The organism is Bacteroides stercorirosoris (assembly GCF_900142015.1).
Taxonomy (GTDB): domain Bacteria; phylum Bacteroidota; class Bacteroidia; order Bacteroidales; family Bacteroidaceae; genus Bacteroides; species Bacteroides stercorirosoris.
Genome location: NZ_FQZN01000055.1, coordinates 1 through 20927 on the forward strand (window position 1 = coordinate 1; position 20927 = coordinate 20927).

Below are 20927 nucleotides of genomic sequence, written 5' to 3' on the forward strand. Positions count from 1 at the left end.
TTCGATCTGAATCGCTGTACAAGTTGTACTTCTTTTTTCCTTTTTCCATCTTTTTTAGTGGATTAAGAAGTGTCAACTTATTCAGTACACTACAGTATCCTTGTAATGCGTTGATAATGTAAAGCCTATGCTATTTCCCTTTTTGTTATTATTCTGTCTAATGCATATACTGGGTAAAGAAGGCTTCTGCTGGAAATAATCGGAGACATTTATTTCCGCTATCTCCACTTTTTCTTTCATTTATTTGTTCTTCTTGGATAAATAATGTAACTTTCGCTCAAATAAGAGTGTTTTAGAAAGAAAAACTTGCGGTATGAAAAGGTGGTGGTTATTAGGCATATTCTGTTTATTGGTTGCTTTGCATGGAAGCGCCCAACATGTGATATATGCCAATTTGAAGGAACTGGTGGAAGACCGTGGCGACACACTCTCCACGTTGAAGATTGAGAAGCGCTCTAAGAATCAGATTTTGCTGATGGGGGGAGCTGATTATCGCATCTCGGTGGATGAAAATCCCGGTCTCTGCCGATATTTGAAATCCCGCTGTTATGCGGTGAAGTCGGACTCGGCGTTATATGTCAACTGTAAAAAGGTTCGTTATAAACGTTTTCGTTTTGGAGGCTGGTATGCGCCTGCCATGTGGGTGCAAGGAAAGATTTATTTCTACGCGCAGCCTGTAGGCTCTGTGGCGGCAAGTACTACTCAGCCTGCTGATGCCACGAAGCTCGGTGGAGATGTGGGCACAGCTATTGCCGCGTCGGGACTGGTGAATGCGCGTGTCTACTATGAACTGAATCCGGAGACAGGAAAAGTAGAGTTCGTAGGAAAAGACAAGATGTTGCTTCTGCTGAAGAATGAGCCGGAACTTCTGGAAGCTTTTCTCAAAGAAGATAGTGAGAGGGCGGAAGTCACAGGCAAGTACCTACTGCAATTGAAATGACGAAATGATAAATAAATCCCGGTATCCTTTGCTGATATCGGGATTTATTTCTATATTGCGGCAGCTTACGGAAGTAAACTGATGACATTTTGTAACCTTTCATCCTGCATGTTATGGAAATAACCCTAAGTAACACATTGCCCCCTTACCCTACTTTCGTTGAGGGTATCCGGCGGGCTCCCGACCGTGGTTTTACTCTTTCGCCTGCACAGACGGCCACGGCGTTGAAGAACGCATTGCGCTATATTCCCAAAGAATTACATGAAACCCTTGCCCCGGAGTTCATGGAAGAGCTTCGCACACGCGGGCGCATCTATGGCTACCGATACCGTCCACAGGGCGACCTTAAGGCAAAACCTATCGATGCGTATAAGGGGAATTGCATCGAAGGCAAAGCATTCCAGGTAATGATTGACAATAATCTTTGTTTTGATATTGCCCTCTATCCTTACGAGCTTGTCACATACGGTGAGACGGGACAGGTATGCCAGAACTGGATGCAATACCGTCTTATCAAGCAATATCTCGAAGTGCTGACGCAAGACCAGACACTCGTTATCGAGAGCGGACACCCGTTGGGGCTGTTCCGTTCCAAGCCCGAAGCGCCGCGCGTCATTATTACGAACGCCATGATGGTAGGCCTTTACGATAACCAGAAAGACTGGCACGTCGCCATGCAGATGGGTGTTGCCAATTACGGGCAGATGACTGCCGGAGGCTGGATGTATATTGGCCCGCAAGGTATTGTGCACGGCACTTTCAATACACTTCTGAATGCAGGACGCATGAAACTCGGTATTCCCCAGGGAGGTAATTTGCAAGGACACCTATTTATATCTTCCGGTTTGGGAGGCATGAGCGGTGCCCAGCCCAAAGCGGCGGAGATGGCGGGAGCGGCTTCTATTATTGCTGAGGTGGATATGTCCCGTATTGAAACCCGTCACCGGCAAGGTTGGGTGGGACACGTCACAGATTCCATTTCCGATGCCTTTTCACTGGCTCGCGAAGCGATGGATGGCAAGCGGCCTATCTCCATTGCCTATCATGGTAATATTGTCGATTTGCTGGAATATGCCGTAAATCAAACTATACATATTGATTTACTTTCTGATCAAACCTCCTGCCACGCTGCTTACGAAGGCGGTTATTGTCCGGTGGGATTGACATTTGAGGAACGTACGAACCTGCTGCATGAAAATCCGCAAGAATTCTGCGGGCTGGTGGATGAATCGTTGGTACGTCACTTCCGTGCGATAAAAGCACTTGTGGAGCGTGGAACTTATTTCTTTGATTATGGCAACTCCTTTATGAAAGCCATCTACGATGCCGGAGTCCGGGAGATTGCCAAAGAAGGGGATGACAAGAACGGCTTTATTTTCCCCAGCTATGTGGAAGACATTATGGGGCCGCAGCTTTTCGACTATGGTTACGGACCATTCCGTTGGGTGTGCCTGAGTGGCAAGCATGAAGATTTAATAAAGACCGACCATGCCGCTATGGAATGTATCGACCCGAACCGGCGCGGACAGGATTTGGATAATTACAACTGGATACGCAATGCGGAAAAGAATAACCTTGTGGTGGGTACGCAGGCACGCATTCTCTATCAGGATGCGGTGGGACGTATGAATATAGCACTGAAATTTAACGAAATGGTGCGCAATGGCGAAGTCGGGCCAATCATGCTGGGACGTGACCATCACGATGTCAGCGGTACGGATTCTCCTTTCCGGGAAACTTCGAATATAAAAGACGGCAGTAATGTCATGGCAGATATGGCTGTGCAGTGTTTTGCCGGAAACTGTGCGCGGGGAATGAGTCTAGTGGCATTGCATAATGGCGGTGGTGTCGGCATCGGAAAGGCGATTAACGGCGGCTTCGGTATGGTGTGCGATGGCAGCGAGCGGGTGGACGAGATACTCCGTTCGGCAATGCTTTGGGACGTGATGGGCGGTGTGGCACGCCGTTCGTGGGCACGAAATGAGCATGCGATGGAGACGAGCGAAGAGTTCAACCGGACACATGCTGACGGTTACCATATCACAATGCCGTATGTGGCGGATGACGAACTGGTTAATAAATATATAAGATAGTACTATCTCCATTCTCCTCCTCCCGGGAGGAGGAGTACCCCAACGGGGGGAGGTGGTAGGTAAACCACAGATTACTTAATATATAAGGATTACTTTTTTAACCTACCACCCCGCCCTCCGGTACCCTTCCTCCCCGGAGGAGGGGAATGAAGATACTACGAGAATATGAGCTGAATGTTCCCAGATTATTATTAAAGAAATAACACTCAAAATAGAAAACCAATATGAATAAAATCGTTGAATGTGTCCCCAATTTCAGTGAGGGACGTGACTTGCAGAAAATAGACCAAATCATATCACCTTTCCGTGGAAAACCGGGTGTGAAACTCCTGGATTATAGCAATGACGAAGACCATAACCGTCTGGTCGTTACCGTGGTAGGCGAGCCCGAACCGCTCCGCGATGCCGTCCTCGAAGCTATCGGTATTGCCGTTCAGCTCATCGACCTTAATCACCACACCGGTCAACATCCCCGCATGGGTGCTGTCGATGTAGTTCCTTTCATCCCCATCAAGAACGTAACGATGGAAGAAGCCATCGCCCTCTCCAAAGAAGTCGGTGCCGAGGTGGCTAAACGCTACAACCTTCCGGTTTTCCTGTATGAGAAATCCGCTTCCGCCCCCCATCGCGAAAACCTTGCCGCTGTGCGTAAAGGCGAGTTCGAAGGCATGGCGGAAAAGATAAAACTCCCCGAATGGCAACCCGATTTCGGACCTGCCGAGCGTCATCCGACTGCCGGAACAGTTGCCGTCGGTGCCCGTATGCCTTTGGTGGCTTATAACATCAACCTCAACACTCCCAATCTGGACATTGCCCACGACATTGCCAAGAAAATCCGTTTTATCGGCGGTGGTCTGCGCTATTGCAAGGCAATGGGGGTAGAGTTGAAGGACCGCGGCATCACGCAAGTATCCATCAATATGACGGACTACACCCGCACCGCCCTTTACCGTGCTTTCGAACTAACCCGCATTGAAGCGCAACGTTATGGAGTGAGCATCGTGGGCAGCGAAATTATCGGCCTCGTTCCGATGGAGGCGCTCATTGATACTGCTTCCTATTATCTTGGTTTAGAGAATTTCTCTATGCAACAAGTGCTTGAAGCGCGGATTATGGAAGAATAAGGTAAGACACCAATTTATACAGATTACACAAATAAAGTTTTTCAATATGACTGAAAACCTGATAATCTTCAATGCACGTGTCGTGACGCCTATCGGTTTTTCCGCCCGTTGTGGCAAGGAAATGGGCGAGCTATGCATCATCGACAATGCTACGATAGAAGTGACCGACGGTATCATTTCCTACGTCGGTCCCTCCCGGGGCGAGAGCCGCGACGGATATTACCAACGCTACTGGCACTACAATGCCCGTGGCAAATGCCTGTTGCCCGGTTTCGTCGACTCGCATACACACTTTGTTTTCGGTGGCGAACGTGCCGAAGAATTCTCCTGGCGGCTGAAAGGTGAAAGCTACATGTCCATTATGGAACGTGGTGGAGGCATTGTGAGTACCGTAAAGGCTACCCGCGAATGCAATTTTATCCAGCTTCGCTCCAAAGCCGAAAGTTTCCTGAAACAAATGAGCGCTATGGGTGTCACCACCGTAGAGGGTAAAAGCGGTTACGGACTTGACAAAGACACGGAACTTCTGCAACTCAAAGTCATGCGCAGCCTGAACAATGACGAGCATAAACGGGTAGACATCGTTTCCACCTTCCTGGGCGCACATGCCGTGCCCGAAGAATACCGGGGGCGTACGGACGAATACATCGATTTCATCATCCGCGACGTCCTGCCTTGTGTGGCAAAAGGCGAGCTTGCCGAGTTCTGCGATGTCTTCTGCGAACAAGGCGTTTTCTCCGTAGAGCAATCCCGCCGTCTGTTGCAAGCCGCCAAAGAATACGGTCTTGGGCTGAAACTCCATGCCGACGAAATTGTCCCGTTGGGCGGTGCCGAACTGGCTGCGGAACTCTCCGCGGTTTCTGCCGACCACCTGTTGCACGCATCCGATGAAGGTATTCGTGCCATGAGGGATGCCGGAACCGTGGCAACCCTGCTTCCCCTGACGGCTTTCGCCCTGAAAGAAAACTACGCCCGTGGCCGCGAAATGATAGATGCCGGCTGTGCCGTAGCCCTTGCCACCGACCTCAATCCCGGCAGTTGCTTCTCCGGTTCCATTCCGCTGACCTTTGCCCTGGCATGCATCTATATGCAACTAACCATCGAAGAAGCCATCACCGCCCTCACCCTGAACGGTGCCGCCGCCCTGAACCGTGCGGACAGCATCGGAAGTATTGAAGTGGGCAAGAAAGGGGACTTCGTGGTGCTGAATACGGATAACTATCATTTTCTACCTTACTATGTAGGTATGAATTGCGTTAATACTACCATTAAGGAAGGAGTGATTTATCCCGTGCTATAACTTCTGAAAGAAAACACAATCGATAACCATTAAAAGAAAAATACCATGTTAGTTGAATTAACTGTAAAAGACTTTTTGAATAAAGTGGCGGGCAATGACCCCGTCCCCGGCGGTGGAAGCATTGCTGCCCTGAACGGCGCCGTAGCTTCGGCACTCACCGCTATGGTTGCCAACCTCACCATCGGCAAGAAGAATTACGAAGGACACGAGGAACTGATGAACCACATTGCCTCCCTTGCCATGAAAGAGAAAGATGTTTTCATTGCCGATATAGACCGTGACTCGGAAGCCTACGATGCCGTGTTTGCCTGTTTCAAGATGCCTAAAGCCACCGATGAAGAGAAAGCCGCCCGCAGCGCCGCCATCCAGGAAGCCACCAAGCATGCCGCCCTCGTCCCCATGCAGGTGGCCCGCAATGCCTATGAACTGATGTCCGTCATTACCGATGTCGCCCGCCTCGGAAACCAAAATGCCGTGACTGATGCTTGCGTAGCCCTGATGTCCGCCCGCACTGCCGTGCTGGGTGCTTTGTTGAATGTCCGCATCAATCTGGGTTCCATCAAGGACAAAGCCTTTGCCGATGACCTGCAAAGGGAAGCCGACATACTGGAACGCCAGACTTGTGAACGCGAAAAAGAAGTGTTGGACGCCATTAACCAAGAATTAAGAGTATGAAAAATGTCTATCATATAGGGTCCGGTGAACTCACATTCGACATCATCGAACGTATCATTAACGAAAACCTGAAACTGGAACTGGCTCCCGAAGCCAAGGAGCGGATACAGAAATGTCGCGACTACCTCGACCATAAGATAGCCGAGTCCGAAGAACCCCTCTACGGCATCACCACAGGCTTCGGTTCCCTGTGTAGCAAAAATATTTCCCCCGATGAGCTGGGCACCTTGCAGGAAAATCTGATTAAGAGCCATGCTTGCAGTGTCGGCGAAGAAATACGTCCCGTTATTGTCAAACTGATGATGCTGCTGAAAGCTCATGCCCTTTCCCTGGGACATAGCGGTGTGCAAGTCATTACCGTGCAGCGCATTCTTGATTTCTTCAACAACGATGTGATGCCAATCGTCTACGACCGCGGCTCACTCGGTGCATCCGGCGACCTGGCTCCCCTTGCCAATCTCTTCCTGCCGCTTATCGGTGTGGGCGATGTCTATTATAAAGGTAAGAAGCGCGAAGCTATCAGCGTCCTCGATGAATTTGGTTGGGAACCGGTGAAACTCATGAGTAAGGAAGGGCTGGCCCTGCTCAACGGTACGCAGTTCATGAGTGCCAACGGCGTATTTGCCATCCTGAAAGCCTTCCGTCTTTCCAAGAAAGCCGACCTTATTGCCGCTCTTTCCCTCGAGGCTTTTGATGGACGCATCGATCCTTTCATGGATTGCATCCAGCAAATCCGTCCCCATCAGGGGCAAATCGAGACAGGTAATAACTTCCGTAAACTCCTGGAAGGCAGTGAAATCATAGCCCGGCACAAGGCACATGTACAAGATCCGTACTCTTTCCGTTGCATACCTCAGGTACATGGTGCTACGAAAGATGCCATCCGTTATGTCTCCTCCGTCCTGCTGACCGAAATCAATTCCGTAACGGACAATCCTACCATCTTCCCCGATGAAGACCGTATCATTTCCGGCGGTAATTTCCACGGCCAGCCGCTCGCTATTTCCTACGACTTCCTCGGTATCGCCCTTGCCGAACTGGGCAATATCTCCGAACGCCGTGTGGCACAGCTAATCATGGGTTTGCGTGGCTTGCCCGAATTTCTGGTTGCCAATCCCGGTCTGAATTCCGGTTTCATGATACCGCAATATGCTGCCGCCTCTATGGTCAGTCAGAATAAGATGTATTGCTATGCCGCCAGCAGCGACTCTATCGTGTCCTCCAACGGACAGGAAGACCATGTCAGTATGGGAGCCAATGCTGCTACCAAGTTGTATCGCATCATGGACAATCTGGAACACATCCTTTCTATCGAACTGATGAATGCCGCCCAAGGCATCGAGTTCCGTCGTCCTCTGAAAACCTCTCCGGCCTTGGAGCGCTTCCTGCACGAATATCGCAAGGAAGTCCCTTTTATTAAAGACGATATCGTCATGTACAAAGAGATTCATAAGACAGTTGCTTTCCTGAACCGCACAAAGTTCGATTACTAATCGCTATTCTTCCCAATAAATATGCTATATCTTTAATAAATATTAATATAGCGAACCTAATAAGAAAACTCAATCATTGGATTGAGTTTTCTTTCTATATTTGCCCAGTTTTATTCCGAAAGAGGACATTCCTCTGCTTGAAATCTAAAAATCTAAAGATACAATAGAATGAAAACGGGCGACAACATGAAAGAAACCCCTTCGAGGTTGGAGTTACGGGAGCGTATCGTTGATACTGCTCTGGAATCTTTTGCTACCCACGGTATCAAAAGCATTACGATGGATGACATTGCGGCAGCATTAGGCATCTCCAAACGTACTTTATATGAAGTCTTTGCTGATAAAGAAACCTTACTGATGGAATGTCTTCGAAAGGCTCAGGACGAGGGGGATGCGTATGTGAAGGAAGTCTACGAAAAAGCCTCTAATGTACTGGAAGTTTTGTTAAAGCTCTATCAAAGGAGCATTGAGAAGTTCCATAATACGAATAAAAAGTTCTTTGAAGATATCAAGAAATACCCCAAGGTATATGATATGTTGATAAAACGTCGTAACCGTGACTCTGAAGAGACAATTGCTTTCTTTAAATTAGGTATAAAGCAAGGCTACTTCCGCGATGATGTTAATTTTTCTATTGTAAACCTGTTGGTGCGCGAACAGCTCGACTTGTTGATGAATACAGACCTTTGCAAAGAGTATTCTTTCCTCGAAGTGTATGAGTCCATCATGTTCACCTACCTTCGGGGGATTTCGACAGAGAAAGGAGCCCGGAAACTGGAAGAATTCATTCAGGAGTATCGGCAGAAGCGACAAACCGGTTCGGAATGACCAAATAATCTTTAAACATATAGATTGATTTTTTATGGACAGACAACTAATTTTAGTAGGCAAAAAGATGATGTTGACTGTGGTTTTGGCGTGGGCTGTAGGCTCCGTGCAAGCACAGGAAACAAAAGAAACCCTAACCTTGACCCTCGACAAAGCACTGGAAATTGCACTCAGCGATAATCCGACCATAAAGGTGGCTGAAGAGGAAATAGCCCTGAAAAAGGTGGCTAACAAGGAAACTTGGCAGAGTTTGTTGCCAGAAGCCAGTATTGGCGGAACATGGAACCATACGATTACGGCAGCCCAGATGAATCTCGGAGGCCAGTCTTTCAAAATGGGGCAGGACGATTCGAATACCGTAAGTGGAACTTTGAATATCAGCTTACCGTTATTTGCTCCTTCGGTCTACAAAGCAATGTCTATGACGAAAACCGACATAGAATTGGCGGTAGAAAAATCCCGTGCTTCTAAGCAGGATCTGGTGAACCAGGTTACTAAAGCGTATTATCAGTTGATGCTGGCGCAAGATTCTTATGAGGTTTTGCAGAAGAGTTATAAATTGGCGGAAGACAATTATAACGTGGTTAATGCAAAATACCAGCAGGGAGCTGTCAGCGAATTTGATAAGATTAGCGCTGAAGTACAGATGCGTAGTGTGAAGCCGAATGTCATTTCAGCGGGTAATGCCGTAACTTTATCCAAACTTCAGCTGAAAGTACTGATGGGGATAACGGAAGATTTTGATCTCAAGATTGCCGATAATCTGGCTAATTATGAGACCGATTTGTTTGCTAACCAGTTGAATGAACTGAATGAAGGTTTGGTGAACAATACCACAATGAAGCAATTCGACCTGAACATGAAGATGCTCAATCAGAGTCTGAAGTCCCTGAAGACAAACTTCATGCCGACACTGGGAATGAACTATTCTTATCAATACCAGTCATTGTATAATAATAACTGGAATGTGTTCGACTATAATTGGGGCGGAAGTTCAGCTTTGGTGTTTACCCTGAATATTCCTCTTTACAAAGCCAGTAACTTTACGAAACTGAAGACCGCACGAATTCAAATCAATCAGTTAAAGGAAAACCGCACGGATACGGAGCGTAAACTGAACATGCAGATTACCAGCTACCAGAATAATATGGCAGCAAGTTCAGAGCAAGTGGTAAGTAATAAAGAGAATGTAATGCAGGCCCAGAAGGCTGTGGAAATAGCCGGTAAACGCTACGAAGTAGGTAAAGGTACAGTGTTGGAACTGAACAGTTCACAAGTATCATTAACTCAGGCTGAACTGACGTATAATCAATCTATTTACGACTATCTGGTATCTAAGGCTGATCTTGACCAGGTTTTGGGTCGCGACTATTTAATTAATAAGTAAAAAAGAAAAATCACAACGATATGAAAAAAAGTATTCAATTGATTGCCTTAGTGGCAGTTGTTCTGCTGAGCTCATGCAGTGGTGGAGAGAAAGACAAGGCTACAGCCGAGAAGGTAGATGAAAAACCGAGAGTTAAACTGGCCTCTGTGACCGCACGTCCTGTAGACCAGATTCAGGAATATACCGCTACTGTTCAGGCAGAAGTGAAAAACAATATTGCTCCTTCTTCCCCGGTGCGTATTGACCAGATATTTGTGGAAGTGGGTGACCGTGTAACTAAGGGGCAGAAATTGGTACAGATGGACGCTGCCAGCCTGAAGCAAGCTAAGTTCCGTCTGGATAATCAGGAAATAGAGTTCAAGCGTACCGACGAATTATATAAGGTAGGCGGTACTTCCAAATCCGAATGGGATGCAGCCAAGATGGCATTGGACGTACAGAAGACTACGTATAAGAATCTGTTGGAAAATACCGCATTACTCAGCCCCATTAATGGTGTGGTAACGGCTCGTAATTACGATAACGGCGATATGTATAGTGGTGGAAATCCGGTGTTGGTAGTGGAACAGATCACTCCGGTGAAATTGATGATCAACGTTTCCGAAGGCTACTTTGCGAAAGTAAAGAAGGGGGCTCCCGTAGCTGTTAAAGTAGATGTGTATGGCGACGAAGAGTTTGAAGGAACGATAAATCTGGTTTATCCGACCATTGATCCGAATACCCGTACTTTCCCTGTTGAAGTGCGTTTGACTAATCGCGACCAGAAAGTCCGTCCGGGTATGTTTGCCCGTGTAACGTTGAACTTCGGAACGCAGGATCACGTAGTTGTGCCCGATTTGGCTATCGTAAAACGTGCCGGTTCCGGCGACCGCTATGTTTATGTATATAAGGATGGGAAAGTTTCTTATAACAAAGTGGAACTGGGACGTCGTATGGATACGGAATATGAGTTGATTTCCGGTGTGGATAACAACTCGCAGGTAGTCATTGCAGGACAGTCCAAGTTGGCTGATGGGGTAGAAGTGGAAGTAGAGAAATAATTATAAATGAAGAATTAAGAATTAAGAATGAGGAATTTGGTTGTGCTGTGAAAGTACGCCGCCAGGTAATTCTTCATTCTTCATTCTTCATTCTTAATTAAAAAAGACAATATGAGTTTATACGAAGGAGCGGTTAAAAAACCGATTATGACCTCGCTCTGCTTTTTGGCAGTAGCGATATTTGGTCTGTTCTCTTTGTCAAAATTGCCGGTAGACCTTTATCCGGATATCGAGACCAACACCATCATGGTGATGACTTCCTATGCGGGAGCTAGTGCGTCGGATATTGAGAACAATGTGACCCGTCCGTTAGAAAATACGCTGAACTCTGTCAGCAACCTGAAACATATTACTTCCAGATCTTCAGAAAACATTTCTGTGATTACACTGGAGTTTGAATATGGATATGATATAGATGTGTTGACGAATGATGTACGCGATAAACTGGATATGGTAAGCTCTCAGCTTCCTGATGAGGTGGAGACGCCTATTATCTTTAAGTTCAGTACGGACATGATTCCTATCCTGTTGCTCTCCGTTCAGGCGGAAGAAAGTCAGCCGGCACTTTATAAAATATTGGATGACAACATCGTGAATCCGCTGGCACGTGTGCCGGGGGTGGGTACGGTGTCTATCTCCGGTGCACCCAAGCGTGAGGTAAATGTTTATTGTGACCCTAACAAACTGGATGCCTATAACCTTTCAGTGGAAACCATCAGTTCCATCATCAGTGCTGAAAACCGAAATACTCCGGGTGGTACCTTCGATGTGGGAAACAATACCTATTCACTCCGTGTAGAGGGAGAGTTCAAGGACCCCAAGGAGATGGCGAACATTGTGGTGGGCACGCACAACGGAGCTTCCGTTTATCTGCGCGATGTGGCAAAGATAGTGGACTCAGTGGAAGAGCGTGCGCAGAAGACGTATAGTAATGGTGTGCAAGGCGCTATGATTGTGGTACAGAAACAATCCGGTGCCAACTCTGTGGCTATTTCACAGAAGGTAATTGATATGTTGCCGCAGTTGCAGAAATCATTGCCGAGTGACGTGAAACTGGGTATCATTGTCAATACTTCCGATAACATTTTGAATACCATCGATAGTTTGGAGGAGACTATCATGTACGCCATGTTGTTCGTAATCCTGGTAGTGTTTGTTTTTCTGGGACGTTGGCGTGCTACGGTTATTATCTGTATCACCATTCCGATGTCATTGGTAGCCTCATTCATCTATTTGGGTATTATAGACGGTGGTTCGCTGAATATTATTTCGCTCTCTTGTCTCTCCATTGCTATCGGTAATGTGGTGGATGATGCCATTGTAGTACTTGAGAATGTGACGACCCATATTGAACGAGGGTCTGAGCCGAAGCAAGCAGCAGTTCATGCCACGAACGAGGTGGCTATTTCCGTTATAGCCTCTACGCTGACTATGATTGCGGTATTCTTCCCGTTGACTATGGTGAGCGGTATGTCCGGTGTGCTGTTCCGCCAGTTGGGTTGGATGATGTGCGTGATCATGACTGTTTCTACCATTTCGGCTTTGTCATTTACACCGATGATGTGTGCACAGCTCTTGCGCTTGCAGAAGAAGCAGAGTAAGATGTTCATCGCTTTCTATAAGCCGATTCAGCGCGGGCTCGATGCTCTTGATGTGTGGTATCAGAATCGTCTGAACTGGGCAGTGCGTCATCGTATTACTATCATGATCGGTTGTGCTGCTTTCTTTGCGGCAAGTTTGTTCTGCGCCAAGTATATTGGTACGGAATTCTTCCCGGCGGCTGATAATAGCCGTATTGGTGTGAAGTTGCAACTTCCTATCGGTGCTCGTGTAGAGCGTGCCCAGGCACTGGCTTCGGAACTGACAGATAAGTGGATGAAACGCTACGAAGGTGTAATGAAAGTTTGTAACTATACTGTAGGACAGGCTGATTCGGATAATACTTTTGCTTCCATGCAGGACAATGGTAGCCATATTATCAGTTTTAACATCAGTTTGGTGAGTCCGGGGGAACGTAAAGTCAAGTTGGAAACAGTCTGTGATGAGATGCGTGAAGACTTGAAGGCCTATCCCGAATTGGACAAGGCGCAGGTAATCCTTGGTGGTAGTACTGGTGGTATGAGTGCCCAGGCTAGTGCCGACTTCGAGGTATATGGTTATGATTTTACCGCTACGGATAAAGTTTCGGCCGAATTGAAAGAGAAACTGCTGAATGTAAAAGGTGTGAGTGAGGTAAACATCAGCCGTCAGGATTACCAGCCTGAATATCAGGTAGACTTTGACCGTGAGAAACTGGCATTACATGGACTGAATCTGTCAACTGCTTCCGGCTATCTGCGTAATCGCGTGAATGGAGCTTTGGCTTCCTATTATCGTGAGGATGGTGATGAGTACGATATCCGTGTACGTTATGCTCCTGAGTTCCGTACAAAGATTGAAGATTTGGAGAATATCCTTATTTATACACCTTCCGGTGAAGGTATCCGTGTGAAGGACCTTGGTAAAGTAGTTGAGCGTTCGGCTCCTCCTACTATCGAGCGTAAGGATCGTGAACGTATTGTGACGGTATCTGCCGTTATTTCCGGAGTTCCGTTGGGCGATGTGGTAGCCGATGGTAATGCTATTATTGATAAGATGGACTTGCCGAGCGGTATTTCTATCCAGATTTCAGGGTCGTACGAGGATCAGCAGGATTCGTTCGCCGACCTGGGTACACTGGCTGTACTGATTATCATTCTGGTATTTATTGTAATGGCCGCTCAGTTTGAGTCTTTGAGTTATCCGTTCATTATTATGTTCTCCATTCCGTTTGCATTCAGCGGTGTGTTGATGGCTCTCTTCTTCACGGGCACCAACTTGAACGTAATGAGTTTGTTGGGTGGAATCATGTTGATCGGTATTGTGGTGAAGAACGGTATTGTGCTGATCGACTACATCACGCTCTGTCGCGAGCGCGGTATGGCAGTACTCCACTCTGTGGTTACGGCAGGCCGTAGCCGTCTGCGTCCGGTATTAATGACTACACTGACTACTATCCTCGGTATGGTGCCGATGGCTGTAGGGCAAGGTGAAGGTGCCGAGATGTGGCGGCCGCTGGGTGTGGCTGTAATCGGTGGTCTGACGGTATCTACCATCTTGACGCTGATCCTGGTTCCCGTGCTTTATTGTTCGTTTGCCGGTGTTGGTATCAGGCGTAACCGTCGCAAGATCAAGAAAGACCGTGAACTGAATGATTACTATCAGGCTCATAAGGAGAAGATGACAAAACCTAAAAAACAATAAATCAAAAAGATATGAAATCCGTATTTATAACATTCGACCAGGCGTTCTTCGAGCGCATCATGGCCTTACTTGATCGCCAGGGTTGTCGTGGATTCAGCTATTGGCAGCAAGTGCAGGGACGTGGCAGTAAGACGGGCGAGCCGCACTATGGGAGTCATGCATGGCCCAGTATGTGTTCTGCTATTATTACTATTGTAGACGAAGCTAAAGTAGACCCGTTACTCGATGCACTCCATCGGATGGACGAGGAGACTCAACAACTCGGTCTCCGGGCATTTGTCTGGAACATTGAGAAAACGATATAGTTGTGAGGAAGAAAGGGAAATCTTACAAAACGTGAAGATTTCCCTTTCTTTTTATGTCTTTTCCCTATCTTTGCAACTCCTTTATGGGCAATATGGAAAAGAATTATCTGAAATATACATGCATTTGGGCATTGATTATATTGGCGGGCTTGTTACTGATGTACTTTCTGCCCGGTTTTACGGTAGGCAAACATGTGATGAGGCGTGTGGACTTGTTGGGGGATGTGCGTACTCAGAAAGAGTTGACGGAAGAACCGGACAGTTTGCTTCCGCCTGCACCAAAGGTGAAACCTGCTTTTGTAGATACTTGTCGTGCAGGTATGACGTGCATTGAAGACTACAGTGATTCAACTCTGCGCGGTATGACACCTTTTTATCGGGCTTTGGATGAACTGGCACAACGTCCCCGCCAGGTACGTATTGCAGTTTTCGGAGATTCTTTTATTGAAGCGGATATTCTTACCGCGGATTTGCGCAATATGTTGCAGGACAAATATGGTGGTTGCGGAGTAGGTTTTGTAACCATTACTTCCATGACCAGCGGATTCCGTCCTACTGTGCGCCATTCGTTTGGTGGTTGGCAAAGCCATTCTGTAATGGACTCTACTTTCTTTGACCGCAAGAAGCAAGGTATTTCCGGACATTACTTTGTCCCACGTCCCGGTGCTTATGTGGAATTGAAAGGACAAAACAAATATGCTTCCCATTTGGATACGTGTGAACAGGTTTCTATCTTCTTTTATAGCAAAGGGGAGGTTACCCTTTCTGTGAATGTCAACCGGAGTGAAAAGCAAACCCGTACTTTTCTGGCTACAGATGACTTGCAGGAAATGCAGGTGAATGGAAATGTAGGTTCTGTCCGTTGGACAGTTGATGAGGCGGACTCTACCTTATTTTATGGTCTGGCTATGGATGGCAAAAAAGGGATTATTCTGGATAACTTCTCGTTGCGTGGCAGTTCGGGATTGACTCTGCGCTCCATTCCTGTATGGATGATGCATGAATTTAATGAGCAGCGTCCTTATGACCTGATTATCTTGCAATACGGATTGAACGTTGCTACTGAACGTGGACGGAATTATGACAAATACATTGCAGGTATGCAGACCACCATTGATCATTTGAAGGACGCATTTCCACAAGCAGGTATTTTGATAGTTAGCGTGGGTGACCGGGACTATAAGACGGAAGAAGGTACCCTGCGCACAATGCCCGGTATTAAAAATCTGGTGCGTTACCAACAAAACTTGGCGGCAGATAACGACATTGCTTTCTGGAATATGTTCGAAGCGATGGGAGGAGAGGGAAGCATGGCAAATCTGGTACATGCCAAGCCTTCTTTGGCGAATTATGACTATACGCATATTAATTTCCGGGGAGGTAAGCACTTGGCAGGTTTGCTTTATGAAGCGCTTGTATATGGAAAGGAACAGTACGACAGGAGGAGGGCTTATGAAGCGGAATAAAGTTTATTTTTTAGACACGGCCTCTCTTCACTTTTCGTCCCTGAAGGCTATTTTCACTGTCGCCTTTCTTTTATGCTGCACTGTTTCCCTCCGTGCACAGGATCCTATTCCTTCCTGTCCCCTTCTCGGCAAAGTCACGGCAGATTGTGACACCCTCCGTTCCTATTCCCAGCGCACGGACACTGTTTCCATTCCTCAAATCGCTTTCCCGACTGCCTTCCGGCAATCCGGTGCCAACGAACTGACGGATAGTCTCGGCATCCTTAACCCTTTCTGGGAGAAGTTGCGCCTGTTGCACTCCGGCTTTTCTACTGATACCATCCGTATCGTACACGTCGGTGACAGTCATATCCGTGGGCGTATTCTTCCCCGCACCACCGGAACACTGCTGGCAGAAACTTTCGGTGCCGTTTCCTATATAGATAAGGGTATCAATGGTGCCTTTTGCGTCACCTTTACCCGTCCCGACCGCATCTCAGAAATTGCCGCCTTGCATCCCGACCTCGTTATTCTCTCTTTCGGGACGAACGAGAGTCATAACCGCCGTTACAATACTCTGGTTCACTACCGCCAGATGGACGAATTGGTGCGTATGCTCCGCGACAGCCTGCCGGGCGTCCCTTTGCTGATGACGACACCCCCCGGTTCTTATGACAGTTTCCGGAAAAGCCGTCGCCGCCGCACGTATAGCATCAACCCCCGCACTTCCATTGCCGTGGAAACTATACGGCGCTTTGCCGATGATAACGGACTTGCCGTGTGGGATATGTACGAAGCTGTGGGCGGAAGAAGACGTGCCTGCCTGAACTGGCAGGAAGCCGGACTGATGCGCCCGGACCATGTGCACTATCTTCCTGAGGGATACGTATTGCAGGGAGAATTATTTTATCAAGCCCTTTTAAAAGCCTATAATGATTATGTGGGATATTGACTTCAACCGTCTGCGTGATGTATTTGTGTATGATCCGCAAGCGCCAATGATATTCAGTAGCGGCATTTTCTTGTGGTTGTTTGCAGCATTTATTCTGATATATCTGCTGTTGCAACGCCGTCTGACTGCACGTTTACTGTTTGTAACTGCGTTCTCCTATTATTTCTATTATAAAAGTAGCGGCACTTACTTTTTCCTGTTGGCGCTTGTCACGGTGGCGGACTTCTTCATAGCCCGTCTCATGGCGGTCAGTACCGTAGGCTGGCAACGTAAAACGTGGGTAGTGGTGAGCCTTTTCATCAATCTCGGTTTGCTTTGTTACTTCAAGTACACCAATTTTCTGGGAGATGTTTTTGCTTCGCTTGTGGGCGGCACGTTTCATCATTATGATATATTCCTCCCTGTGGGCATCTCATTCTTCACTTTTCAATCGCTCAGTTACACGATTGATGTGTATCGCAAAGACATAACCCCTCTGACCAATTTGCTGGACTACGCTTTTTATGTTTCCTTCTTCCCGCAGTTGGTGGCAGGACCCATTGTGCGTGCCCGCGACTTTATCCCGCAGATTCGCCGTCCGCTGTTTGTCTCCCACGAGATGTTCGGGCGGGGAATATTCCTGATAGCAAGCGGTCTTTTCAAGAAAGCGATTATTTCGGATTATATCAGTGTGAACTTTGTAGAGCGTATTTTTGATAATCCTACGCTCTATTCCGGAGTAGAGAACCTGATGGGTGTTTATGGATATGCCCTGCAAATCTATTGCGATTTTTCCGGTTATAGCGATATGGCTATCGGTATTGCCTTGCTGCTCGGCTTCCACTTCAACAAGAACTTCGATTCACCTTACAAATCCGCTTCCATCACCGAGTTCTGGCGGCGTTGGCACATCTCACTTTCCAGTTGGCTGAAAGATTATCTTTATATCTCTTTGGGAGGAAACCGGAAGGGAAAGATACGGCAATATGCCAACCTTATCATTACCATGTTTCTGGGCGGTTTGTGGCATGGCGCTTCCTGGAATTTTGTAGTTTGGGGATTATTCCATGGCGTGGCTCTGGCTGCACATAAATTCTGGATGACCCTGACCGGACGGAAAAAGGGAGAAGAAAGTCACGGCATCCGCCGCTTCTTCGGCATACTTATCACGTTCCATTTTGTTTGTTTCTGCTGGATATTCTTCCGCAATGCCGACTTTTCCACTTCCTTGGATATGATAAAGCAGATCTGTACCACTTTCCGCCCGCAACTTTTCCCGCAGTTGATTGCAGGCTATTGGGAAGTATTTGCCCTGATGGCATTAGGATTCATCCTGCATTTCTGCCCCGACCGTTGGGAGAATGCCTGCTGTAAAACAGTAATCCGCCTCCCCCTTGCGGGAAAGGCGGTACTGATGCTTGTTTTAATTTACTTGGTAATCCAGATGAAGAGTACGGAAATTCAGCCGTTCATCTATTTCCAGTTCTGATTTTTTAATCCACTTCTATTTCATCAATGAACATATAAGCCGCTTTGCCCTCACCTGCATGTCCCTTCGGCAGGGCGGGGCTACGTTTGATAACCACCTTCACATACCGTGCTTTTACCGGATCGAAAGTGATCTCGTAGTTTTCCACACCTTTCTTATCTATATTTGTTTCCGCCGGAATATCTTTTGAAGCTACTTCGCGGAACTCCTTATTATCATCAGATACAGATACCACCAGTCCCGTGCTGCCCATAATCCAGGCACTCATATCAACTACTGCACTTGTAGCCACCCGCTTGATTTCCGTTTCCTGTCCCAGGTCGATAATGGCTTCCACATCGCCGCCTACAAAACCTAACCAGGCACCGGTGGCATAGCTGTCATTCCCTTTCATACCATCCACCAAAGTGACGGCACCTCCGAATTTATACTTTTCCGATGGCTGGAACGTCAGTTCAATGGGGCAATAAGTGGCCTTATTGAAAGAAATCTTCTTGCTCACCACTTTGCTCTTTCCTTCTGGGCGAATCACCACTGCCTGGAAATCTGCTGTTTCAGTAATGGCAATCGGTTCTGTATATTTCAGTGAAGCACTATCCGGCTCCGTTCCATCCAATGTATAATAAATAGGAGCGTCGTCAATGGTACTCAATGTAACTACAACCGCTTTCTTATCTGTATCAGGCGTGAAATCAGCTTTCAGGTCGAACACATGCTTGGCATAGTTGAAGCCGTCTCTTTGATAGAACTTCATCAGGCGGGCCAGACGTGTGGTGAAATCCTTGAAATCCTTCTTTTCGGGCTGTGTCCATTGCACTTCGGCAAGGGCAGCCATACGGGGCAATATCATGTATTCCACGTGTTCGGTGCTGGCTATATACTCTGTCCATAAGTTGGCCTGGGCACCGAGAATGTGCTTGCCTTGCTCTTTGGTAAGTGCTGCCGGCACAGGTTCCAGACTATATACTTTCTCAATGGGCACGTAGCCACCGATACCGAGCGGCTCATCCTGTGTGTCTGCTGTCTGGTAATAGTCAAAATAGCAGAAAGAGGTTGGTGTCATGATAACATCGTGTCCCAGTTGTGCGGCTTCGATGCCACCTTCCATGCCGCGCCATGACATTACGGTTGCATTGGGAGCTACGTCACCTTCCAGAATTTCGTCCCAACCGATAATCCGGCGTCCCTTGCTGTTCAGGAACTTCTCGATGCGCGTCATGCAATAACTTTGCAGGCGGTCTTCTGCCGTATGTTTTTTATCCGCTTTCAGACCTTCCGCTTTGATGCGCGCCTGACATTTCGGACACTCTTTCCAGCGGTCACGCGGAGCTTCATCGCCACCGATGTGTACATACTCCGATGGGAATATTTCGATGATTTCACCCATTACGTCTTCCAGGAATTGCATGGTTTTATCATTACCGATGCAGAGCACGTCTTCAAATACTCCCCAGCGCGGACACACTTCGTATGGACCGCCCGTACATCCCAATTCGGGATAAGCAGCCAGTGCGGCAAGCATGTGCCCTGGCAGGTCTACTTCCGGAATTACTGTGATGTAGCGTTCCTGTGCATATTTCACGATTTCTTTAGCCTCTTCCTGTGTATAGAAACCGCCATACGGAGTATTATCATATTCCTGCGTATTTTTTCCGATTACGGTGCGGCTGCGTTGTGAGCCTATTTCTGTTAGTTTCGGATATTTCTTGATTTCAATTCTCCAGCCCTGGTCTTCGGTGAGATGCCAGTGGAAAGTATTCATATTATGAAGTGCCAACAGGTCTATGTACTTCTTGATGAATTCGATGGGGAAGAAGTGGCGTCCTACGTCGAGGTGCATGCCGCGGTACGGGAATCGCGGTTCGTCCTTAATTTCTCCTGTCGGTATCAGGATGGTTGCTCCTTTGGCTTCGGCGGGGATGGATTTACGCAAAGTCTGAATACCGTAGAATACTCCGTTTTCAGTCTGGCCGTTGATGCTGATACCTTCGGGGGTGGTGGTCAGCACATAGCCTTCTTTGTTGGCAATGCCCGGGTCGAGTCCCAGTGTGATTGCATTTGTCACTTGTTCGCCTGCCGCGATAGCTTTTGTTTTCGGTGCATAATCCGTAGATTGCCGGATGTACTCCGACAGGAACTCTGCGTTGCGTTGTAGCAAAGCATTGTTTTCGGGATAGGCGATGAGAACATCCCCGTCCAGCCAGAACGGTTTTTCCTGTGTCAGACTTACCTCCTGGGGGAGAGGTATTACTTGATAGTTGGCTTCTTGCTCTTTATTGCACGAAGTGCATGCCAAGGCAAGAGCACCCGCGAGGAGTGCGTGGTTAAGTTTTTTCATCATAAAATTGATTAGTATTAGTAAGTACCTTACAAAGATACGATTTTGTATAGTACAGAATACAAAATTAGCGCAATTTTGTATTCTGCACTATACAAAAATGTACTCTTCTATTTTCTTTCCACCTTCTTCACCCACAGGAAATAACTCTTCAGCAGCGTTTCTTCCGGTATAAGTTCCGTCATCCCGTGCTCTTCCAGATACAACTCCGTGGCCCTTGTGAACATCATCCCGTTCTTAAACTTGTTCCTGCGCAG

15 protein-coding genes are annotated in these 20927 nt (G+C 47.3%); 14 read left to right on the plus strand and 1 reads right to left on the minus strand.

The features are described 5' to 3' along the window. The first annotated feature begins 313 nt into the window (after positions 1-313). The 14 genes from BUC01_RS23530 to BUC01_RS23595 all read left to right on the plus strand — a co-directional run bounded on the left by BUC01_RS23530 (position 314) and on the right by BUC01_RS23595 (position 18332). Positions 314-940, plus strand: coding sequence for a DUF6563 family protein (locus tag BUC01_RS23530; RefSeq protein ID WP_025835244.1), 627 nt, complete (start codon positions 314-316; stop codon positions 938-940). A gap of 113 nt (positions 941-1053) precedes the next feature. Then, positions 1054-3033, plus strand: a complete 1980-nt coding sequence (locus BUC01_RS23535) for a urocanate hydratase (protein ID WP_025835245.1) — start codon at positions 1054-1056, stop codon at positions 3031-3033. A 224-nt stretch (positions 3034-3257) separates the two neighbouring features. Then, positions 3258-4157 (plus strand): glutamate formimidoyltransferase, encoded by a 900-nt coding sequence (gene ftcD, locus BUC01_RS23540; RefSeq protein ID WP_025835248.1) that lies wholly within the window; start codon positions 3258-3260, stop codon positions 4155-4157. A gap of 46 nt (positions 4158-4203) precedes the next feature. Continuing rightward, complete coding sequence (gene hutI / locus BUC01_RS23545; protein ID WP_073315080.1) at positions 4204-5457, plus strand: imidazolonepropionase; 1254 nt, start codon at positions 4204-4206, stop codon at positions 5455-5457. Between the two features lie 45 nt (positions 5458-5502). Beyond that, the gene (locus tag BUC01_RS23550) at positions 5503-6132 is read left to right on the plus strand and encodes a cyclodeaminase/cyclohydrolase family protein (RefSeq protein WP_073315074.1); all 630 of its coding nucleotides are present in this window, start codon (positions 5503-5505) and stop codon (positions 6130-6132) included. Continuing rightward, complete coding sequence (hutH, locus tag BUC01_RS23555; RefSeq protein ID WP_025835249.1) at positions 6129-7625, plus strand: histidine ammonia-lyase; 1497 nt, start codon at positions 6129-6131, stop codon at positions 7623-7625. Before BUC01_RS23550 ends, hutH begins: the two co-directional genes overlap by 4 nt. Positions 7626-7793: 168 nt before the next feature. Continuing rightward, positions 7794-8453 (plus strand): TetR/AcrR family transcriptional regulator, encoded by a 660-nt coding sequence (locus tag BUC01_RS23560; RefSeq protein WP_025835251.1) that lies wholly within the window; start codon positions 7794-7796, stop codon positions 8451-8453. A 34-nt stretch (positions 8454-8487) separates the two neighbouring features. After that, the gene (locus tag BUC01_RS23565; RefSeq protein ID WP_073315076.1) at positions 8488-9840 is read left to right on the plus strand and encodes a TolC family protein; all 1353 of its coding nucleotides are present in this window, start codon (positions 8488-8490) and stop codon (positions 9838-9840) included. 20 nt (positions 9841-9860) lie between these two features. Beyond that, positions 9861-10880 carry an efflux RND transporter periplasmic adaptor subunit gene (locus tag BUC01_RS23570; RefSeq protein WP_025835253.1) on the plus strand — a complete coding sequence of 340 codons (1020 nt, stop codon included), beginning with the start codon at positions 9861-9863 and terminating at the stop codon, positions 10878-10880. Positions 10881-10991: 111 nt separating this feature from the next. Next, a complete protein-coding gene (locus BUC01_RS23575; protein ID WP_073315077.1) occupies positions 10992-14162 on the plus strand; it encodes an efflux RND transporter permease subunit in 3171 nt (1056 codons plus the stop codon). Positions 14163-14173: 11 nt separating this feature from the next. Continuing rightward, positions 14174-14467, plus strand: coding sequence for a PG0541 family transporter-associated protein (locus BUC01_RS23580; RefSeq protein WP_007212108.1), 294 nt, complete (start codon positions 14174-14176; stop codon positions 14465-14467). A gap of 92 nt (positions 14468-14559) precedes the next feature. Beyond that, complete coding sequence (locus BUC01_RS23585; protein WP_025835256.1) at positions 14560-15933, plus strand: SGNH/GDSL hydrolase family protein; 1374 nt, start codon at positions 14560-14562, stop codon at positions 15931-15933. Then, the gene (locus BUC01_RS23590) at positions 15887-16864 is read left to right on the plus strand and encodes an SGNH/GDSL hydrolase family protein (RefSeq protein ID WP_175560909.1); all 978 of its coding nucleotides are present in this window, start codon (positions 15887-15889) and stop codon (positions 16862-16864) included. Before BUC01_RS23585 ends, BUC01_RS23590 begins: the two co-directional genes overlap by 47 nt. Further along, positions 16845-18332, plus strand: a complete 1488-nt coding sequence (locus BUC01_RS23595; RefSeq protein WP_025835261.1) for an MBOAT family O-acyltransferase — start codon at positions 16845-16847, stop codon at positions 18330-18332. Before BUC01_RS23590 ends, BUC01_RS23595 begins: the two co-directional genes overlap by 20 nt. A 4-nt stretch (positions 18333-18336) precedes the next feature. Here BUC01_RS23595 and BUC01_RS23600 read toward each other — a convergent pair whose 3' ends face one another. Then, a complete protein-coding gene (locus tag BUC01_RS23600) occupies positions 18337-20670 on the minus strand; it encodes a glycoside hydrolase family 20 protein (protein WP_025835263.1) in 2334 nt (777 codons plus the stop codon). Positions 20671-20927: the final 257 nt, after the last annotated feature.